The organism is Musicola paradisiaca NCPPB 2511 (assembly GCF_000400505.1).
Lineage (GTDB): Bacteria > Pseudomonadota > Gammaproteobacteria > Enterobacterales > Enterobacteriaceae > Musicola > Musicola paradisiaca.
Genome location: NZ_CM001857.1, coordinates 1,914,101 through 1,934,145, shown reverse-complemented (window position 1 = coordinate 1,934,145; position 20,045 = coordinate 1,914,101). Strand labels below are relative to the sequence as shown.

At 56.8% G+C, this 20,045-nt stretch carries 15 protein-coding genes; 7 read left to right on the top strand and 8 right to left on the bottom strand.

Features of this window, described 5'->3' with window-relative positions; all coding sequences use genetic code 11:
- Positions 1–126 precede the first annotated feature (126 nt).
- Genes pqiC through rlmKL form a run of 5 tightly spaced genes read right to left on the bottom strand, consistent with a single transcriptional unit; the run spans position 127 to position 7,676 of the window.
- Positions 127–684, bottom strand: a complete 558-nt coding sequence (gene pqiC, locus DPA2511_RS08515; RefSeq protein WP_012765267.1) for a membrane integrity-associated transporter subunit PqiC — start codon at positions 682–684, stop codon at positions 127–129.
- Positions 681–2,327 (bottom strand): intermembrane transport protein PqiB, encoded by a 1,647-nt coding sequence (gene pqiB, locus DPA2511_RS08510; protein WP_012765266.1) that lies wholly within the window; start codon positions 2,325–2,327, stop codon positions 681–683. The genes pqiC and pqiB overlap by 4 nt, the downstream gene beginning before the upstream one ends.
- The gene (pqiA, locus tag DPA2511_RS08505) at positions 2,314–3,582 is read right to left on the bottom strand and encodes a membrane integrity-associated transporter subunit PqiA (protein ID WP_012765265.1); all 1,269 of its coding nucleotides are present in this window, start codon (positions 3,580–3,582) and stop codon (positions 2,314–2,316) included. Before pqiA ends, pqiB begins: the two co-directional genes overlap by 14 nt.
- A gap of 58 nt (positions 3,583–3,640) precedes the next feature.
- Positions 3,641–5,554 (bottom strand): ABC transporter ATP-binding protein, encoded by a 1,914-nt coding sequence (locus tag DPA2511_RS08500; protein ID WP_012765264.1) that lies wholly within the window; start codon positions 5,552–5,554, stop codon positions 3,641–3,643.
- A gap of 4 nt (positions 5,555–5,558) precedes the next feature.
- Positions 5,559–7,676: a bifunctional 23S rRNA (guanine(2069)-N(7))-methyltransferase RlmK/23S rRNA (guanine(2445)-N(2))-methyltransferase RlmL gene (rlmKL, locus tag DPA2511_RS08495; protein ID WP_012765263.1), complete on the bottom strand. Its 2,118-nt coding sequence runs from the start codon at positions 7,674–7,676 to the stop codon at positions 5,559–5,561.
- Positions 7,677–7,775: 99 nt separating this feature from the next.
- On the opposite strand from rlmKL, the gene DPA2511_RS08490 reads away from it, so the two are divergent.
- On the top strand, positions 7,776–8,879 hold the full coding sequence (locus DPA2511_RS08490) for a YcbX family protein (protein ID WP_012765262.1): 1,104 nt from the start codon (positions 7,776–7,778) through the stop codon (positions 8,877–8,879).
- A 27-nt stretch (positions 8,880–8,906) separates the two neighbouring features.
- On the opposite strand, the gene DPA2511_RS08485 is transcribed toward DPA2511_RS08490, so the two are convergent.
- Together DPA2511_RS08485 and pyrD are read right to left on the bottom strand one after the other, a co-directional pair.
- A complete protein-coding gene (locus DPA2511_RS08485) occupies positions 8,907–9,467 on the bottom strand; it encodes a cell division protein ZapC (RefSeq protein WP_012765261.1) in 561 nt (186 codons plus the stop codon).
- 161 nt (positions 9,468–9,628) lie between these two features.
- Entirely contained in the window at positions 9,629–10,636 is a 1,008-nt protein-coding gene (gene pyrD / locus DPA2511_RS08480) for a quinone-dependent dihydroorotate dehydrogenase (RefSeq protein WP_012765260.1), read from the bottom strand.
- A gap of 288 nt (positions 10,637–10,924) precedes the next feature.
- Between pyrD and ssuE the strand changes: the two genes are divergently transcribed.
- From ssuE to ssuB, 5 genes are read left to right on the top strand one after another with little or no spacing between them, the layout of a single operon-like run.
- Complete coding sequence (gene ssuE, locus DPA2511_RS08475; protein ID WP_012765259.1) at positions 10,925–11,479, top strand: NADPH-dependent FMN reductase; 555 nt, start codon at positions 10,925–10,927, stop codon at positions 11,477–11,479.
- Positions 11,480–11,507: 28 nt separating this feature from the next.
- A complete protein-coding gene (locus DPA2511_RS08470; protein WP_012765258.1) occupies positions 11,508–12,488 on the top strand; it encodes a sulfonate ABC transporter substrate-binding protein in 981 nt (326 codons plus the stop codon).
- 31 nt (positions 12,489–12,519) lie between these two features.
- Positions 12,520–13,668, top strand: a complete 1,149-nt coding sequence (gene ssuD, locus DPA2511_RS08465; protein ID WP_012765257.1) for an FMNH2-dependent alkanesulfonate monooxygenase — start codon at positions 12,520–12,522, stop codon at positions 13,666–13,668.
- 10 nt (positions 13,669–13,678) lie between these two features.
- Complete coding sequence (gene ssuC / locus DPA2511_RS08460) at positions 13,679–14,470, top strand: aliphatic sulfonate ABC transporter permease SsuC (protein ID WP_012765256.1); 792 nt, start codon at positions 13,679–13,681, stop codon at positions 14,468–14,470.
- On the top strand, positions 14,467–15,276 hold the full coding sequence (ssuB, locus tag DPA2511_RS08455) for an aliphatic sulfonates ABC transporter ATP-binding protein (protein ID WP_012765255.1): 810 nt from the start codon (positions 14,467–14,469) through the stop codon (positions 15,274–15,276). Before ssuC ends, ssuB begins: the two co-directional genes overlap by 4 nt.
- A gap of 238 nt (positions 15,277–15,514) precedes the next feature.
- On the opposite strand, the gene pepN is transcribed toward ssuB, so the two are convergent.
- A complete protein-coding gene (gene pepN, locus DPA2511_RS08450) occupies positions 15,515–18,130 on the bottom strand; it encodes an aminopeptidase N (RefSeq protein ID WP_023638256.1) in 2,616 nt (871 codons plus the stop codon).
- A 556-nt stretch (positions 18,131–18,686) separates the two neighbouring features.
- Here pepN and pncB point away from each other — a divergent pair.
- Positions 18,687–19,892: a nicotinate phosphoribosyltransferase gene (pncB, locus tag DPA2511_RS08440; RefSeq protein WP_012765253.1), complete on the top strand. Its 1,206-nt coding sequence runs from the start codon at positions 18,687–18,689 to the stop codon at positions 19,890–19,892.
- The last annotated feature ends 153 nt before the right edge of the window (positions 19,893–20,045 follow it).

Here is a 20,045-nt window from a genome sequence, read left to right as displayed (position 1 = left end):
TTTTTCTCTCACGGCCGCTGGAATGATGCATTAACAGCTTGAGGGCAAAACAAAACCCCTGAATAGTGAAACAGCTCACAAAAATAGTATTCAGAGGTATTTGCTATGCCCGGGAAGCGAACCGGTTCAGGACAACGCGGCAACCTGGTGAGCCAACGAAAGCGACACCTGCTGCCATCCCTGCGCCAACGCTTTCACCAATGCATCGTAACCGTCTTCGTGCAGGGAAACTTCCACATTAAACGGCTGAGTGACGACGCGGGATTTATCGCGCAGAACCCATTCGCCACGCACTATCGCCCGCCCGTCGAATCGCCCCTGGAACGCCGTAACGTTTACCTGAAGCGTTACCGGCGTCGCGCCGGCGCCGCTGGTCGTCACATCCCAGCCCGGCAGCCCACTGCGCAATGCCGTCAACAATGCCAATTGCAATTGCTGATCCAACGGGCTCGCCCACTGGTTCTGCGTGGTGAGGGTATATCTGACGTCCGAGGTCTGAAACACGATGCCGTTTCCGGCCAGCGCATCGGTCAATGTCACCGGCGCCACCAGCAATTGCCGCCCGGACGTTTTACTGACGACGGCGGACGATGCCGTAACCGCCGGTAACTGATAATAATTTTTTTGCGGGCTGCTGCAGGCCCCCAGCAATAACAGCAGCAGCAACGACCAGCGCTTCATCATGGTTTCGCCTTTTTCGGTTGAGGATCCTGGGCGCCGGGCGCCTCGAAGATCAACGCATTGCTTTTGTCGTTCAGGGTACGCAACAGTGGTTGCAGTTCCCGCAGGGTTTGATCGAGCCGCTGCAAGTCGCTCACCATGCGGTTATAGGCGGGAGAGCCGGGTTGTACGCCCTGCAGGCTGTGATTCAGTTCGCGCAACGTCTGTTGTAGATCGTCCGGCAACTGCTGCATGGCCGGGCTTGCGGTAATGCGGTTCAGCGACGCCAGCGTTTTCTGCATCTCACGCAGGGTCGACTGACTTTCCGCCAACGTTTTAGTGGCCTGATCCAGCATCGGATTCAGCGGCAGATTGTTGACTTTATCCAGCACCGCCATCAGTTTCTGCTGGATTTGCGTCAACCCGCCATTGACCGTCGGCAATACTGGATAACCATCCACTGTCTGTAAGACAGGGCGTTTGCCTTTGCTTTGCGGATAAAAATCCAAATCGATATACAGTGCACCGGTCAGAAGATTCCCTGTCTTTAGCGAAGCGCTCAGCCCCAGGGCTAAACTTTTCTCAAGCTCCTCATCGAGATTGAGCTTGTCACGTACACTTTTTTTCAACCGCTCGGATTCAATACGAACCAAAACGGGGATGCGATAATCGCTGTCGAAGCGCTGAAACACGCTGGGTGGAAAAAACGGCACTTCCATCACCGTCCCCAGCCGAATTCCACGGAACTCGACCGGAGCCCCGACTTGCAAGCCACGCACCGACTCATCAAAAAACATCAAATACTCTTTGTAATCGGTATACAGCGAATCCTGAATACTATTTTTGCTGTCAAAAAGTCTGTATTCATCACGGTCACGGGCTAATTTCCCTAACTCCCAGCCAGCAGGAACATCGAAACTGACGCCACCAGTCAACAGGGTGCTTATTGACCCCATTTCAACCCGCATCCCCTGCGACGAGAGATCCAACGCGATGCCGCTGTCTTTCCAGAAACGCACGTTGGTCGTCACCAGGCTGTCATACGGCGCAGAAATGAACAGTTGATAGGTCATCTTGCGCGCATTGGCGTCAAACTGACCGGTTTCCACCGACCCGACCCGATACCCCCGGAACAACACCGGGTCGCCCGGCGACAGTTGCCCCGACTGCTCACTGCTGAGCATGATGCGGATCCCCCGAGCATTAGGCGACGCCAGCGGCGGCGAATCCAGCAATTGGAACTCGCGAGCTTGCGCCTTATCCGTCCCTGGCTGCAGTTCGATATAGGCGCCGGACAACAACGTACCCAGCCCTGAAACCCCCTCGCGCCCGATCTGCGGCTTAACCACCCAGAATACCGCGTCCTTGTTCAACAGCTTATCCATACCGTCGTTCAACCGGGCCTTCACCTCCACCCGATGCAGATCCTCGGTCAGCACGACGGTCTCCACGATGCCAACATTCACGCTGCGGCTCTTGATCGTGGTTTTCCCCGCTTCGATGCCTTCGGCATTGCTGGTGAACAGCGTAATTTCCGGCCCCTGATGACTAAAGTGATAAAACAGAATCCAGGCGCCGATCAGCACCGTGACAATAGGAACAATCCACACCGGAGACCAGCGCTTGATGGTTTCAATCTCCGCTACGCTGCGCTTAGTGTTCGTCAACAGACGTCTCCTCTAACTCATGATTATCGCGATCCCACAACAAACGGGGATCAAACGTTATCGCGGCGAACATGGTCAGAATCACCACTGCGGCGAACAGCACCGCGCCAATCGCCGGATAAATGCTCATCAGACGGCCGATACGCACCATCGACGACAATACCGCAATGACAAACACATCGATCATCGACCAGCGCCCGACGAATTCGACCATCTCATAGACCCGATGCATCCGCTCGGTATCATGATGATGATGGCCCCGGGCACACCAACACAACCATGCCAATGCCAGCATTTTCAGCGTCGGCACCATGATGCTGGCGATGAAGATCACCAGCGCCACCGGATATGACCCCATCTCCCACAACAGAATAACGCCGGACATAATCGTGGAGGTGAGTTGCTCGCCCAGCGCTTCAGTGACCATGATCGGCAGGATATTCGCAGGCACATACAGCATCAGCGAGGTCATCAGCAGCGCCAGCGTCCATTGCAGACTCTGATGCCGCCGGATATGTCCATGGGTATGACAGCGCGGGCAGCGGCGCGTTTGCGCCGGCAAAATCGCACTGCAACAAGAACAGGAGCGCACACCCTGCAATAACCCGCTGCGCCCGCTGGTCAATCCCATCGGCAACGGCGGCGGCGGTGCGACGTCATCCCACAACCAGCGGCGATCCAGATTCAGGAAAGCCAACAGTTGCATGACGCAAAACACGATGTAGGGAATAAAACTGGCGCCGATACCGATCTGCCCGTAAGACATCAGCTTGACGAAGCTTACCAGCACGCCGGCCAGAAAGATTTCCGCCATGCCCCAGGTTTTCAGCAGGAACAGCATACGGGTCAGCCAGCGGCGAATGTCCTCAGAGAGCGGCGCGCGCAGACACAGCAGCAGTATCGCCGCCATGGAAAACGCCGGCAGCAACTGCACAAACAGCAGGAACAGCGTCGCCACGCTGACATAGTTTTCCGCCACCATCACCTGGGGAATTTCCAGCAGCGTAATCTCACGGGTGATACCGGCCACGCTCATGGAAACAAACGGGAACAACGTGGACAGCACCAGCATGATCAACGCACTGAACGCGAAACTGGCAGGTCGCCAGCGCGGCTCGCGTTGGCGACTGGAAAGCGCGGTTTTACAACGCGGACACACCGCCCGCTGCCCGTCTTGCAGTGCCGGCAGTTCAACCAGCAAATCACACTGTGGGCACAGCATATGACGATCGTAGTGGTCGTGATGCGTACACATGCGCTGCCTCCTTTTCGGCCTCGGCGCACAACGCGCCGTGCCGTTAACCGCGCAGGGATTATCCGTTTTTCTGTGCTTCCAGCGCTTCCCAGCGCTCAAAGCTGTTCTCCAGTTGCTGCTCCGCCTCCGCCAACGCCGCCAGTACCGGCTGCGTTTCGTCATGGGGACGAGAGAAAAACGACGGATCGTTCATTTGCTGCTGCAGCGAGTCGATTCGTTGTTCCAGCGCTTCAATCTGCTGCGGCAACTGTTCCAGCTCCCGCTGCTGGTTATAACTGAGTTTCCCCGATGCGCGCTTAGCAGGCGCTGCGGTGCCCGACGGCGTAGCTTCGCGCTCATCCCGTTTAACCGATGTCGGTTGACGCAACGGCGTGGCTGATGCGCGCTGCTGTTGTGCATCATAATAGCCGCCGACATACCGCCCGATACGGCCATCGCCTTCAAAAATCCAGCACTCGGTCACGCTGTTATCCACAAACTGACGATCGTGGCTGACCAGCAGTACGGTGCCCTGATATTGCTCGATCAGTTCTTCCAGCAGCTCCAGCGTTTCCACATCCAGATCGTTGGTGGGTTCATCGAGGATCAGCAAATTGCTGGGCTTCAGAAACAGACGCGCCAGCAACAGACGGTTGCGTTCACCACCGGACAACGCACTGACCGGCGTCATTGCGCGTTTCGGGTGAAACAGAAAATCCTGTAAATAGCCCAGGACATGACGCGGGCGACCATTCACCATCACCTCCTGCTTGCCCTCAGCCAGATTATCCATCACGGTTTTTTCCGGATCGAGCTCGGCGCGGTGCTGGTCGAAATAGGCCACTTCCAGTTTGGTGCCGCAGTGGATACGGCCGCTGGATGGTTTCAGTTGCCCCAACATGAGTGTTAGCAGTGTGGTTTTACCGCATCCGTTCGGCCCCACCAGCGCGATCTTGTCGCCGCGCTGAACCTGCGAGGAGAAATGGTCGATCAGCGTGCGCCCGTCGACCTGATAGCACGCTTGCTCCAGTTCGAACACGATTTTGCCGGAACGAGCAGCCTCTTCCACCTGCATTTTGGCAGAGCCCATCACCTCACGCCGCTGGGCACGCTCCTGGCGCATGGCTTTCAACGCCCGTACCCGCCCTTCGTTACGGGTACGTCGGGCTTTGATGCCCTGCCGGATCCAAACCTCCTCCTGCGCCAGTTTGCGATCGAACTCCGCATTTTGCAGGTCTTCCACCCGCAACGCTTCTTCCTTGCCCAGCAGATACTTGTCGTAATCCCCCGGCCAGGACACCAGCTTGCCGCGGTCGAGATCAACGATGCGGGTCGCCATATTGCGAATGAAGGAGCGATCATGAGAAATAAACACGATGCTCCCCTGAAACGTTTTCAAAAAGCCTTCCAGCCAGTCGATGGTTTCTATGTCCAGATGGTTCGTCGGTTCATCCAGCAATAACACTTTCGGCGCGCTGACCAATGCCCGTCCTAATGCCGCTTTACGCAACCAGCCGCCGGATAAGGCTGATAGCGGCATATCCGCCGACAACCCCAACTGCCCCAGCACGTCATTGATGCGATCTTCCAGCTTCCACAACTCTTGATGCTCCAGCACTTCCTGGATCTTCGCCAGTTGGTTCAAATGTTTCTCGCTGGGATCGTCCTCCACCCGACGCAACGCCGCGTGATACGCTTTGAGGTATCCGGCCTGCGCCGCTACGCCTTCCGAGACGAAATCAAATACCGTCCCCTCGACATCCCGTGGCGGATCCTGTTGCAGGCGGGCCACCACCAGATCCTGCTCATACACCAGGCGACCGTCATCCAACGGCACCTCTCCCGACAAAATTTTCAACAGCGTGGATTTGCCGGCGCCGTTACGGCCGACCAGACAGACACGCTCATTTTCTTCGATGTGCAGTTCGGTATCGTCCAACAACGGCGCATCGCTAAACGACAGCCAGGCACCGGATAAACTGATCAATGACATGGTGTTACTTTTCCTCTCCGGCATGCGTCAGCAGCCAGCAGTTATGAATCTGACGGTTACGGGCGAAATCCTGCGAAAGCGTGCGCGCGGTGATCTCTTGCGCGGTCAACCCCAGCGCAGCCAGCCCGTTCTGATCCATCTGGAAACCGCGTTTATTGTTGGAAAACATAATGGTACCGCCAGGGCGCAGTATGCGCTTGAGATCTTTCATCAACGCCAGATGGTCGCGCTGCACGTCGAAGGTGGCGTCCATCCGCTTGGAGTTGGAAAACGTGGGCGGGTCGATAAAAATCAGATCGAACTGTTCGCGCGTATCACGCATCCAGGCCAGACAGTCGGCATGAATCAAACGATGTTGCCGCCCGGTCAACCCGTTAAGCCGCAGGTTCTTTTCCGCCCATTCCAGATAGGTACGGGATAAATCGACCGTCGTGGTGGAGCGCGCGCCGCCCAGGCCGGCATGCACGCTGGCAGTGCCGGTATAAGCGAACAGGTTGAGGAAATCCTTGTCTTGGCTCATTTCGCCCAGCATCCGCCGGGCAATGCGGTGATCCAGAAATAGCCCGGTATCCAGATAGTCCGTCAGGTTCACCCACAAGTGAGCGTCAAACTCCCGCACCTGCAGAAACTCACCTTTCTCCGCCAGTTTTTCGTATTGATTTTTACCCTTCTGCCGCTCGCGCGTCTTCAGCACCAACTGGTTGGCGGGCACATTCAGCACCGCAATCGTGGCGTTGATGACATCAAACAGCCGCTGACGGGCTTTCTGTTCATCCACACTTTTCGGCGGCGCGTATTCCTGAATCACCACCCGACTGCCGTAGCGATCCACCGCCACGTTGTATTCCGGCAGGTCGGCATCGTACAACCGATAGCATTCAATACCCTGCTGGCTGGCCCATTTCTCCAGCTTGCGCAGATTTTTTTTCAGGCGGTTGGCAAAGTCCTCCGCGAGCGGCGCCGCAGCGTCGCTGCTTTTCTCCGACAACCGATAATTTTTCTGCACACAATCCAGGGGGCCGTTTTTCGCTTTGAACTGACGATCGGCACGCAGTTGAAGGCTATCGAGCAGCGCCGGCGATGCGCTGAACAGCGACAATTGCCAGCCGCCGAACGCACTTTTCATTTTGCGTCCCAACAGGTTGTGCAGTGCAATCAGCGCCGGTTCGCTTTCCAGACGTTCGCCGTAAGGCGGGTTGCTGAGCACGGTACCCACCGGCCCGGCCGGCAACGGGTTCTGCAGGCGGGCGGCATCCTGCACATCAAAACGGATCAGCGAGTCCACGCCCGCCCGGCGGGCATTGGCGCGAGCGATATCGATCACCCGGCCATCAATATCGGAGCCAAAGAACCGCGACGTCGTTGCCGGTAAGCCGGCACGAGCACGCTGTTGCGCCTCGGCCACCAGGCTTTGCCACAGTTCAGGCTGGTGACGGCTCCAGGCAAGGAACCCCCAGTGCTGGCGCGTCAGCCCCGGCGCACGATCCGAGGCCATCATCGCCGCTTCAATCAGCAAGGTGCCGGAGCCGCACATCGGATCCACCATCGGCGTTCCCGCTTTCCAGCCGGAACGCAGCACAATGGCTGCCGCCAAGGTTTCTTTCAACGGCGCCTGACCTGCCATTTCACGATAGCCGCGCAAATGCAGCCCCTCGCCGCTGAGATCCAGCGCCAGGGTGGCCTTTTCCTTATTCAGAAAGACATTGACACGTATATCCGGTTGCTGGCGCGCCACATCCGGACGCTGCCCGACTTTGCGGCTGAAACTGTCGACGATGGCATCTTTGACTTTCAACGCACCATACTGGCTGTTGCGAATATCCTCATTGGTGCCGGTGAAGCTGACGGCGAAGGTACTACGGACGTCAAACACCGTCGGCCAGTCTACCGACTGCACCCCCAGATAAAGATCTAAATCGCTGTAAACCTTGAATTCTTTGAGTGGCAGCAAGATGCGCGACGCCAGACGGCTCCACATCAACGCCTGATAAAGCAGGCGATCGTCACCCTGAAAATGTACGCCGCCCTGCACTACGGTACAGTCCTGCGCGCCCAGCGCCTCGAGTTCACTTTTTAACAGTTCTTCCAAACCACGCGCCGTGCTGGCAAACAGAGAGTTCATAGTGCAGCTATCACCTTAAAGAAAATTGAGGCGCATTATAGCCAATCCCGACGGCTTGTCATAAAGTTGCCGCTTTACATCAGCAAGGAATGTCCCCCCGTGATAGCGTTAAGTCGGCTTTTCGTCCATCCAGTCAAATCCATGCGCGGCCTCCAGCTTTCCCAATCCTTCGCCGGTCTTAGCGGACTGAGTTTCGATCGTATTCTGATGGTGAGTGAACCCGATGGCACTTTTATTACCGCCCGGCAATCTCCCCAACTGGTGCTGTTTACCACCGCATTGACCCACGAAGGGATCAGCCTGCGCGCGCCGGATGGCGATTACCTGCACATCCGGTTTGACGAATTCGCCGCCCCGACGCATCCCACGGAAGTGTGGGGAAACCACTTCCAGGCCGGCATCGCGCCGGAGCACGTCAACCACTGGCTGAGCCATTACCTGCAACGCCCGGTGCAATTGCGTTGGCAGGGCTGGGCGCTATCACGACGGGTTAAACGTCATCCCGATATTCCGCTCGGTTTTGCTGACGGCTACCCGTTTTTGCTGATTAATGAAGCCTCATTTGAAGATTTGCGCCAGCGCTGCCCGGCAGGAATCCGCCTTGAGCAGTTCCGTCCTAATCTGGTGGTCAGCGGTGCGGCCGCTTATGCGGAGGACAGTTGGAAAACATTGCGTATCGGCGAGGTGATTTTCGATGTCGTCAAACCCTGCAGCCGCTGCATCCTGACCACCGTTAGCCCGGAGCGCGGGCGACACCATCCGACAAGCGAACCGCTGGCGACATTGCAGGGCTACCGCACCGCCGACAACGGCGACGTGGATTTCGGTCTCAATCTGATCGCCCGCAATCAGGGGATTTTGCGCGCCGGCGACAACGTCGACATTCTGGCGACACATCCACCACGTCCTTATCGCGCCGGACGGCGGGTAGAAACGCTCGCACCGCCGCCCATGGCGGAAAACAGCGTGGAAATCGATTTTCAGGGGAAACGCTTTCAGGGTGACAATCAACAGATACTGCTGGAGCAATTGGAACAGCAAGGTATTCGTGTTCCCTACTCTTGTCGGGCGGGATTATGCGGCTGCTGCAAACTGACGCTGCTGGACGGAGAAGTCGCTGAATTGAAAAGCGGAGCAAAAAGAGAAGATGGCACCCTGCTCGCTTGCAGTTGCGTGCCTTTAGGCAACCTTCGCCTGGCATAATTATCCGGCGGCCTGCGCCGGGCGGCATTACCCGGCGTGGGCGAAATGCAGTGACGACTGCGCGTGATCAGCGCCTTCATCAACCGGGCAAAGCCGATCATGCATGATTTTAATCGCCTCCCCCAGCACCATGACTTTACCGCTGAGCGCCAGCTCTGCCTGCGCCAGCAGGCACAGGCTGGCCTTGTCGCCGGTATCCACCACCATAAAGCAGGCGTCTTCGAGCCGTTCGTTCAAACGCACCCAGACCAGCTCACCCAACTGCGGGCAATATTCGCCATGCCCCAGCGCGGCAAAGTGCCAGCTTTTCGGCATCAGCGGTTTCAGAAAGCGATTGGCCACCAGCGCATTTAATACCAATTCGGCTTTGGCTTGCGCATCGATATTCAACGTCAGACATTTTTCCTGATAGGTAAAAAACAACGCGGCGTCTTCGACACAGAAATCGCTGGGATTAAATGCGTCAGGCGTCAACATGGTGGCGGAAAAACGGGAACGAAAAGTCATGCCGTTGGCCAAATCCAACATCAAGCGCGCCTGATCGGCATCGAAATACCAGCGCCAATTATCGTCAGGGATTAATTTCATCGTTTTACCTTTATTTATCCTTAGCGTTATTCGCCGGGTAATTACCACATACCGAATAGTCAATCAGACAAGGCGCTGACGTATTTTTGCACAAACGAAGAAAATATAGACCAGCCGGGGGGAGAAATAAACCCCCCGGTGAAATGAGAACGGACGAAAAATCAGATATGAGTAACAATATCCTTAATCAGTCGTGGGCCACGATAAATAAAGCCGCTATAAATCTGTACCAGTGTGGCGCCTGCCGCTATTTTTTCACGCGCGGCAATAACGGAATCAATTCCACCGACACCAATAATCGGCAATCGACCATTTAATTCCTGAGACAGTCGCCGAATAATTTCTGTACTGTGAAGTTGCAAGGGGCGGCCGCTTAATCCGCCGGTTTGCCCGCAATGATTGAGGCCCTGAATCAATTGCCGCTCCAACGTTGTATTGGTGGCAATGACGCCATCAATATTATGACGCACCAGGCTGTCGGCAATCTGGATCAATTCTTCTTCGGAAAGATCCGGTGCAATCTTCACCGCTACCGGTACATATTTTTGGTATTGGTTATTCAGCGCCACCTGCTTATTTTTTACCGCTTGTAACAAATCATCCAGCGCTTCGCCATATTGCAGCGTCCGCAGCCCAGGTGTATTCGGCGAAGAAATATTGATGGCAATATATCCGGCGTGGGAATACACCTTCTCCATACAGATGAGGTAATCCTCTTTCCCATGCTCTACCGGCGTATCTTTATTCTTACCGATATTGATGCCGAGCACGCCGCCGAAATGGGATTTTTTGACATTCTCCACCAGATTATCCACCCCATGGTTATTGAAACCCATACGGTTGATTAATCCTTCCGCTTCCACCACACGGAATAAACGCGGCTTATCATTGCCCGACTGAGGACGCGGCGTTACCGTGCCCACTTCAATAAAACCAAACCCCATAGCGCCGAAGGCGTCGATACATTCGCCATCCTTGTCCAACCCGGCGGCCAACCCCAACGGATTGGGGAAAGACAATCCCATGCAGGATACCGGTTTGGTAGGAACAGATTGGCGAACCAGAAAAGTGAACGGGGTATGAGTAATACGACGCAACTGCTGAAGGGTAAATTCATGAGCTCGTTCGGGGTCGAGCTGGAATAACGCTTTGCGAATAAGGGGGTACATGAATTCTCCTGAATTCCCGGTGGCAAACCGGGGCGGTATTATCCTGCATCATCGAATGAAAGGGAATTGACCTGAGGCAAAAAACCCCGGAACAGCATGGCGAAATAACCACCCGCCTCAATCGACATCGATTTATTCACACCGACGCCCCCTAATGATCACTTTTTATTCACATTTCGGCTTTCTATTCCACAATAAATTATTTTCTGGGCCTTCTTTCCGCTGCCAGACTACACGTCATGTTATTAATCCGCTGCATCTAAAAACGTTTGGTTATAAGGAGTCAATATGCGCGTTATAACGTTGGCTGGCAGTCCCCGTTACCCTTCCCGCTCCAGCGCCTTACTGCACCATGCCGGCAAGTGGCTGGAATCCCAGGGCGTCGATGTTCTGCCCTGGCATTTGCATAACTTTCCACCGGAAGATCTGCTGGCGGCTCGTTTCGACAGCCCGGCGCTGATCACCTTCACCGAGCAACTCGCCAGCGCCGACGGCCTGATTATCGCCACCCCCATCTACAAAGCCTCCTTTCCCGGCGGCTTGAAAGCGGTGCTGGACATACTGCCGGAACGCGCGCTGGAACATAAAGTGGTGTTGCCTCTGTCCACCGGCGGTTCCGTCGCCCATATGCTGGCGGTGGACTACAGCCTGAAACCGGTACTCAACGCGCTAAAAGCACAGGACATTCTGCAAGGCGTATTCGCGGATGACAGCCAAATCGCCCACTACGACCGCACGCCGGTTTTCACCGCGGCGCTGGAAGCGCGCCTGAAGGAATCGCTGCACCAGTTTCTGCAGGCGCTGATTCGGCGTCAGCCGGAACCGCTACGCCGGAGTGCATGATCCCCGTTCAACCATTTAAGGAAACACCATGTTTGCATCGTTCAAGGCCACGCTTTTCGCGCTGCTGGTCATTGGCTTACCGGGCTTCACGTCGGCGGCGCAATCCACCAATACGCCAACACCATCCACCGATGCGCCGGCACAATTGCGCATCGGATACCAGAAAGGTTCGGTCAGCCTGGTACTGGCCAAGACCCACCAGTTGCTGGAAAAACAGTTTCCTAACACCCGCATCAGTTGGATTGAATTCCCAGCCGGCCCGCAAATGCTGGAAGCGCTCAACATCGGCAGCATCGATGTCGGCAGCACCGGCGATATTCCGCCATTGTTTGCACAGGCGGCCGGGGCCGATTTGGTTTACATCGGCGTAGAACCGCCGAAACCTAAAGCCGAAGTGATTCTGGTCAAGAGCGAGAGCCCAATCAAAACCGTCGCCGACCTGAAAGGCCGCAAGGTCGCGTTCCAGAAAGGCTCCAGTTCCCATAATCTGCTGCTGCGCAATCTGCAAAAAGCCGGGCTGACGTTTAGCGACATTCAGCCGGCCTACCTGACGCCGGCCGATGCGCGCGCCGCCTTCCAGCAGGGTAATGTCGATGCCTGGACGATCTGGGATCCGTACTATTCCGCCGCGCTGCTGCAAGGCGGCGTGCGGGTGCTGGCCGACGGCACCGACCTGAATCTGACCGGTTCGTTTTATCTGGCCTCGCGTCGCTATGCCAAGACGTATGGCCCGTTTTTGCAGCAATTTCTTCATACCCTGACGCAGGCCGACGCATTAACCATCAGCCAACGTCAACAGAGCATCACTCTGCTGGCTAATGCGATGGGGTTGCCCGAGGCGGTGATCGGCAGCTATTTCGACCATCGCCCCATTACCCTCATCAGGCCGGTGGATGAACGCACCTTGCAGGCGCAGCAGCGAACCGCTGATCTGTTCTATGACAATCACCTGATCCCCACCCGGCTGGATATCGCCAGCCGTATCTGGCGCGCCCCGACAGCGCAATAACCCACCGGCCCATTTCACGGAGACGAAGACGATGAGTCTGAATATGTTCTGGTTTCTGCCTACCCATGGCGACGGCCACTATTTTGGTAAAGGAGAGCGCGCCCGCTCGGTTGATTACGGCTACTTACAGCAAATTGCTCAGGCGGCCGACCGGCTCGGCTTCGGCGGCGTGTTGATCCCCACCGGGCGCTCTTGCGAGGACTCCTGGCTGGTGGCGGCCTCGTTGATAAGCGTCACCCAACGGCTGCGCTTTCTGGTGGCGCTGCGCCCCGGGATTGTGTCGCCGACGCTGGCGGCGCGTCAGGCAGCGACGCTGGACCGGCTTTCCAACGGTCGCGCACTGTTCAATCTGGTCACTGGCGGCGATCCCGACGAGCTGGCCGCCGAAGGTTTATTCCTCGATCACGCTGCGCGTTACGAAGCCTCTGCCGAGTTCACTCGCATCTGGCGGCGAGTGCTGGCGGGGGAAAGCGTCGACTACGACGGTAAACATATTCAAGTGAAAGGTGCCAGATTGCACTATCCACCAGTGCAACAACCGCATCCGCCGCTCTATTTTGGCGGTTCGTCCGACGCAGCGCTGGATCTGGCCGCCGAACAGGTAGACCTCTACCTCACCTGGGGCGAGCCGCCGGCACAGGTGAAAGAAAAGCTGGATCGCGTGCGGGCCAAGGCCGCCGCGCAGGGGCGCAGCGTGCGCTTCGGCATCCGCTTGCATGTCATCGTGCGGGAAACCAGTCAGGAAGCCTGGCAAGCCGCCGAACGACTGATCTCCCGGCTGGACGACGACACCATCGCCCAGGCACAGGCGTCGCTGAAGCGGTTTGACTCGGTCGGACAACAGCGTATGGCGGCACTGCACGGCGGTCGACGCGATCATCTGGAAATCAGCCCCAACCTGTGGGCCGGTATCGGTCTGGTGCGCGGCGGCGCCGGTACGGCGCTAGTGGGCGATCCGCAAACGGTCGCGCAGCGTATTCAGGAATATGCCGATCTGGGCATCGACACCTTTGTGCTGTCTGGGTATCCCCATCTGGAGGAAGCCTACCACGTGGCCGAACTGCTGTTCCCACATCTGGATGTCGCGATCCCTGATATACCGCAACCTCGGTCGCTTGGTGCTACGGGTGAAATCGTCGGTAATGAGTTTGTCCCGTTGCTGAAAGCCGCTCAAAGCTAAGGTCGGCCATATGCGCAAGACAATAACACTCGTCACCGCACGCCTGACACCCTGGTTGCTGCCGCTATTGTTGGTCGCAGGCTGGCAACTGGCGTCCCGCGCCGGCTGGCTTTCTACCCGGATCCTGCCTTCGCCGGAAGCGATTGCCGTCACCTTTTGGCGGCTCACCCGCAGCGGCGAACTGTGGCAGCACCTCAGCATCAGCACCTGGCGGGCGTTGACCGGGTTTGCGATCGGCGGCGCGCTGGGGTTGACGCTGGGTTTTATCACCGGCTTATCCCGTACCGGCGAACGGCTGCTGGATACCTCAATCCAGATGCTGCGCAATGTGCCGCATCTGGCGTTGATCCCGCTGGTGATCCTGTGGTTCGGCATTGACGAAAGCGCCAAGATTTTTCTGGTGGCGCTCGGCACGTTATTCCCCATCTACCTCAACACGTATCACGGCATCCGCCATATCGACAGCGGCCTGCTGGAAATGGCGCGCAGCTATGGTTTGTCTGGTTTCCGGCTGTTTCGCGAGGTGCTGCTGCCCGGCGCGTTGCCTTCGATCATGGTCGGCGTGCGTTTTTCGCTCGGCCTGATGTGGCTGACGTTAATTGTGGCGGAAACCATCTCCGCCAACGCCGGTATCGGTTATCTGGCAATGAACGCCCGCGAGTTTCTGCAAACCAATGTGGTGGTGGTGGCAATCATTCTCTATGCCCTGCTGGGCAAGCTGGCGGACGTTATCGCGCTGGCGCTGGAACGCATCTGGTTGCGCTGGCACCCCAGTTGGCAAACACCGGAGGAACACGCATGACATTCAGTACGGCAACATCCCGCATCCCCACGCCGGCGCGCCTTAATGCCGGTACGCCACTGCTCATCGATAACGTCACCAAGCGTTATGCCCATCGCACTGTGCTGAAAAATATCCAGTTGCGCGTCCCGGCCGGTCAGTTTATCGCCGTGGTCGGGCGCAGCGGCTGCGGCAAAAGTACCCTGCTGCGGTTACTCGCCGGGTTGGAGCAAGCCAGCCACGGGGAGTTGCTGGCAGGCCGCGCGCCATTGCATCAGGCGCGTGACGATATCCGGCTGATGTTTCAGGATGCCCGTTTACTGCCGTGGAAACGGGTGATCGACAACGTTGGGCTGGGATTGCGCGGCGACTGGCGCACGGCCGCGCATCAGGCGCTGAACGCCGTCGGTTTGTCCTCGCACGCTAACGACTGGCCCGCCGCCCTGTCCGGCGGGCAAAAACAGCGGGTGGCGCTGGCACGCGCGCTGATCCATCGACCGGGGCTGTTATTATTGGATGAGCCGCTGGGCGCGCTGGATGCGCTGACCCGTATCGAGATGCAAGGGTTGATTGAATCGCTGTGGCTGCAACAGGGATTTACCGTTTTACTGGTTACTCACGACGTCAGCGAAGCCGTCGCGCTGGCCGACCGGGTGATCCTGATCGAACAAGGCCAGGTTGGGCTGGATGTGGCGATTGACCTGCCGCGCCCGCGCCGCCGTGGCTCCGCCCGGCTGGCAGAGCTGGAAGCGCAGGTGCTGGAGCGGATTTTGAGCCCGAACAGCCAAGGCAAGCCGCCGTTAGCATCGGCATGGGCGGGGGGATAAGACCCGGCGACGGCGGTTTTACCATGCCGTCGTCATGAATGATCGCCGTGTATCAAGCGACAATATGCCCCGTTAAGCCGCTGGATGGCCGGAACGCATACAGGGAGGCGCGTGTTCCGGAAGCCTTTCTGCATAAGAGAAGACCACCGCGCTCAAACCGGTGACGGCCAATAGAAAGACGCACCATGCCATGCACGGGGCGTCTTTTTCTCAACCATCAACAACATCATTCCGTCGTTCAGGCATCCAGCGCTTTGGTGATTTTCTCAAACAGATCGCCGGAGAGGTTTTCCAACCCTTTGAGGGTTTCCAGCGCCTGACGCATCAACGCCTGACGGTTGCTGTCGTAACGTTTGAGGCGAATCAACGGCTCAATTAACCGCGCTGCGACCTGCGGGTTGCGGGTGTTCAAATCGCTGAGCATCTCGGTCAGGAACTGGTAGCCGCTGCCATCGTTGGCATGGAACGCCGACGGATTGCTGGCGCAGAATGCGCCGACCAGCGAGCGCAGCCGGTTCGGGTTGTTCAGGCTGAACGAACGGTGATTCAGCAGCTCGCGAACCCTGGCTAACACATCCGGCGCCGGGCTGGTGGCTTGCAACGTAAACCATTTGTCCATCACCAGGCCATCCTGATGCCAGCGTTCGTCAAACGCCGCCATCAATGTTTGACGGCAAGGCAACTGCGCGGCAACCGACGCCGCCAGCGCCGCCAGCGAATCGGTCATGTTGTCCGCTGCGGTAAACTGCGCGGCGATCAGCGTATCGGCCTGAGTGCGATCGGCAAACGCCAGATAGTGCAGGCAGACATTGCGCAGCGCCCGTTTCCCCATATCCCGCTGCTCAATGCGGTATTCCGTGGTCTTGTTGGCGCGATAAACGGCCAGCCACTCATCCGCCATTTCCTGCGCCAGCGTTTGCGTCAGCGCATGGCGTACCGCGGCAATCGCTTCCGGGTCGATGGTATCGAACAGCTCCGCCATTTCATTTTCGCTCGGCAGCGACAGGATCTGCGCGGCCAGCATCGGATCCAACTGCTCATCCAGCAGCACGCCGCGAAACGCATCCACCACATGCAGCGGTAACGACAACGGTTGCTGTTGCTGATGGCGCGCCACATTCAACCGAATATGCCCCGCCAGCAGGCTTTGCGCCGCATCCCAGCGGGAGAAATCATTGCTGGCATGACGCATCAGGAACGCCAGTTGCGTATCACTCCAGGCATAATTCAGTTTTACCGGCGCAGAGAACTCTCTCAATAAAGACGGCACCGGCTGGACTGGCACCTGTTCAAAAACAAACGTCTGCTCCGCCTCGGTGATATTCAGCACCGATCCCACCGGCTGGCCTTGATGGCGCAGTGGAATGACCTGCCCATCCGCATCATAAAGTTCGATATCCAGCGGGATGTGTAGCGGTAGCTTGGGCTGTTTGTCGGCGCCGACCGGCGTCGTCTGGCTGACATGCAGGCGATACTGCTGGGCGGCGGCATCGTATTCATCACGCACGCTGACCACCGGCGTTCCGGACTGGCTGTACCAACGGCGGAACTGCGACAGGTCGATATTGGACGCATCCTCCATCGCCTGCACGAAGTCGTCGCAGGTCGCGGCGCTGCCGTCATGGCGATCGAAGTAAAGGCGCATCCCGGCCTGGAAGTTCTCCTCACCTAACAGGGTATGCATCATCCGAATCACTTCCGACCCTTTTTCATACACGGTCAGGGTGTAGAAGTTGTTCATTTCGATAACCTGATCCGGACGGATCGGGTGCGACATCGGGCTGGCGTCTTCGGCAAACTGCGCGCCGCGCATGACACGCACGTTATCGATGCGATTGGCGGGGCGGGAGCCCAAATCGGAACTGAATTCCTGATCGCGGAACACCGTCAGCCCTTCTTTCAGGCTGAGCTGGAACCAGTCGCGGCAGGTCACACGGTTGCCGGTCCAGTTGTGGAAATACTCATGACCAATCACCGCTTCAATACCCAGATAATCCTTGTCGGTCGCGGTTTCCGCCTTGGCCAGCACGTATTTGGAGTTAAAGATGTTGAGCCCTTTATTCTCCATCGCCCCCATATTGAAGAAATCCACCGCCACGATCATATAGATATCGAGATCGTATTCGAGGCCGAAACGCTGTTCGTCCCACTTCATGGCGTTCTTCAGCGAGGTCATCGCCCACCCGGCACGGTCGAGATTGCCGCGATCGACATACAGCTCCAGCGCCACGTCGCGGCCGGAGCGGGTGGTGAAACTATCACGTAGCACATCAAAATCGCCCGCCACCAGCGCAAACAGATAGCAAGGCTTCGGGAACGGATCCCGCCATTCCACCCAGTGGCGGCCGTCGTCCAGTTCGCCGTGCGCCACGCGATTGCCGTTGGAAAGCAGATACGGGTAGCGTGCTTTATCCGCAGTGATGCGAGTAGTAAAACGCGCCAGCACATCCGGGCGATCCAGATAATAGGTGATGTGCCGGAAGCCTTCCGCCTCACACTGGGTACACAGTGCATCGCCTGACTGATACAGCCCTTCCAGCGCGCTGTTGGCGGCCGGGCTGATTTCCGTTTCAATCCGCAGCGTGAATTTTTCCGGCAGATTGTTTAGCGTTAACCCATTCTCCTGTACACCATAATCAGCCCAGGGTGTGCCGTCGACACTGACCCCGGTCAGCGTCAGCCCTTCACCATCCAGCTTCAGTGCCGCCCCTTTTTCCCCTTGCAACACGACCTGGCTGGTAGCCACTACACGGGTTTTCTCCGGGTGCAGATCAAACGCCAGTGCAATATCCGTGATGGTGTAATCCGGTGCACGATAATCGTGCCGATATTTTATTTGTGGCTGTTGACTCATCATTCGTTACCTTTATGGCATGAAATAATATTGACAGGCGCGCCTTATTTGACCTGGCGTTAACAACGTGATTACGTTTCATCTGCGCGACGCCGACGCGAAACGCACGCCGACCAGACGACCTGTTCTTCCCCGCGCTTATCGTCAACTGAGGTAAACAGCAGCGGCATCAACCCGGAAGTCTCCCCTTCCAGACAGAGAGTACGCTTTTACGTCATTAATCGCCTGTTTATTACACAGTTCCGTTATATGACAGCCTGTTACGTCTATTAAAGGGAAGAGTATGGCGGATTGCAAACTTTCCCCTTGTCACCGTTCAGCACGCTATTGCTGAGAATTTATCTCATTTACGTGTTTAGTATAAAAAACATTGTTATTCAATGAGTAATGTTAAAACAGCGGCAAAAACAGATACTTTTTTGTCACAATCGCACGATTGAATCTCGCCTTCACCGCCCCGATATGATGTGATAAGCGCCAGTAAACAGATAGTCCGCATCATTGCGCGGGTTGTCATGTCAGTAAACAGTATTAAACAAGGATGCGGTAACGCATTATGACTTCACACTCTTCCCCGATATTGACGTCACTGCTGGATACGGATGCCTACAAACTTCATATGCAACAGGCGGTCTTCCACCATTATTATGATGTCGACGTCGCCGCCGAATTCCGTTGCCGTGACGATGCGCTGTTAGGGAGTTATGCGGATGAAATCCGCACACAAGTCGAGGCCATGAGCCAGCTGGCGCTCAGCCAGGACGAACTTGCCTACTTATCATCACTGCCGTTTTTCAAATCGGATTATCTTGACTGGTTGCGGTCATTCCGCTTCGATCCGCGCCAGGTTCATATTGTCAACCGCCACGGCAAATTGGATGTCCGCATTACCGGCCCCTGGCGTGAAGTCATTCTCTGGGAAGTGCCGTTGCTGGCCGTGATCAGCGAAGTTGTCCACCAGGTACGCTCTCCCGGCGATCATCTCCAGGCGGCAATCAACCAATTGCACAGCAACCTGCAGCGGTTCCGTCAGCTCAGCGAAAATGTGGATCTGCATCGTTTCCGTTTGATGGATTTCGGTACTCGCCGGCGTTTTTCCCGCGACGTGCAACAGCACATCGTCAATACGCTCAAAGATGAATTTCCCTACCTGATCGGCACCAGTAACTACGATCTGGCGCGTCGTCTACAGTTGACGCCGGTCGGTACGCAGGCTCACGAGTGGTTCCAGGCCCACCAGCAGATCAGCCCGATACTGGCCAACAGCCAACGCGCAGCGCTCGAAGCCTGGCTGCGGGAATACCCGAACCAGCTCGGCATTGCCTTGACCGACTGCATCACCATGGATGCATTTCTGCGAGATTTTGACGAATATTTCGCCCGCCATTATCAGGGGCTGCGTCATGACTCCGGCGACCCGGTCGAATGGGGAGAGAAAGCCATTGCCCATTATGAGGCGCTGGGCATCGACCCTCTGACCAAGACGCTGGTGTTCTCCGACAATCTCAATCTGGAAAAAGCGCTAAATCTTTATCGTCACTTCGACCCGCGCGTTAATGTCACGTTTGGCATCGGCACCCGGCTGACATGCGATATTCCCGGCATCAAACCGCTGAACATCGTCATCAAACTGGTAGAGTGCAACGGTCGCCCTGTGGCAAAACTCTCCGACAGCCCGGGAAAAACGATTTGTCAGGATCAGGCGTTTGTCAGCGCATTGCGCAAGGCGTTCGATCTGCCCAAAATTAGAAAGGCTTCCTGACTTCCTTGCGAACACACGCAGAATCTCTCTTCTATAGTAGGAGGCGACTTTGGATGAGACGGCTCTCTTCTCATATCGAGGAGACCTCAGACAAAGTTTCCTTCATCGCTATGCGCCTTCTTTATATATAGAGCAGACCTCGGATGCAGTTTC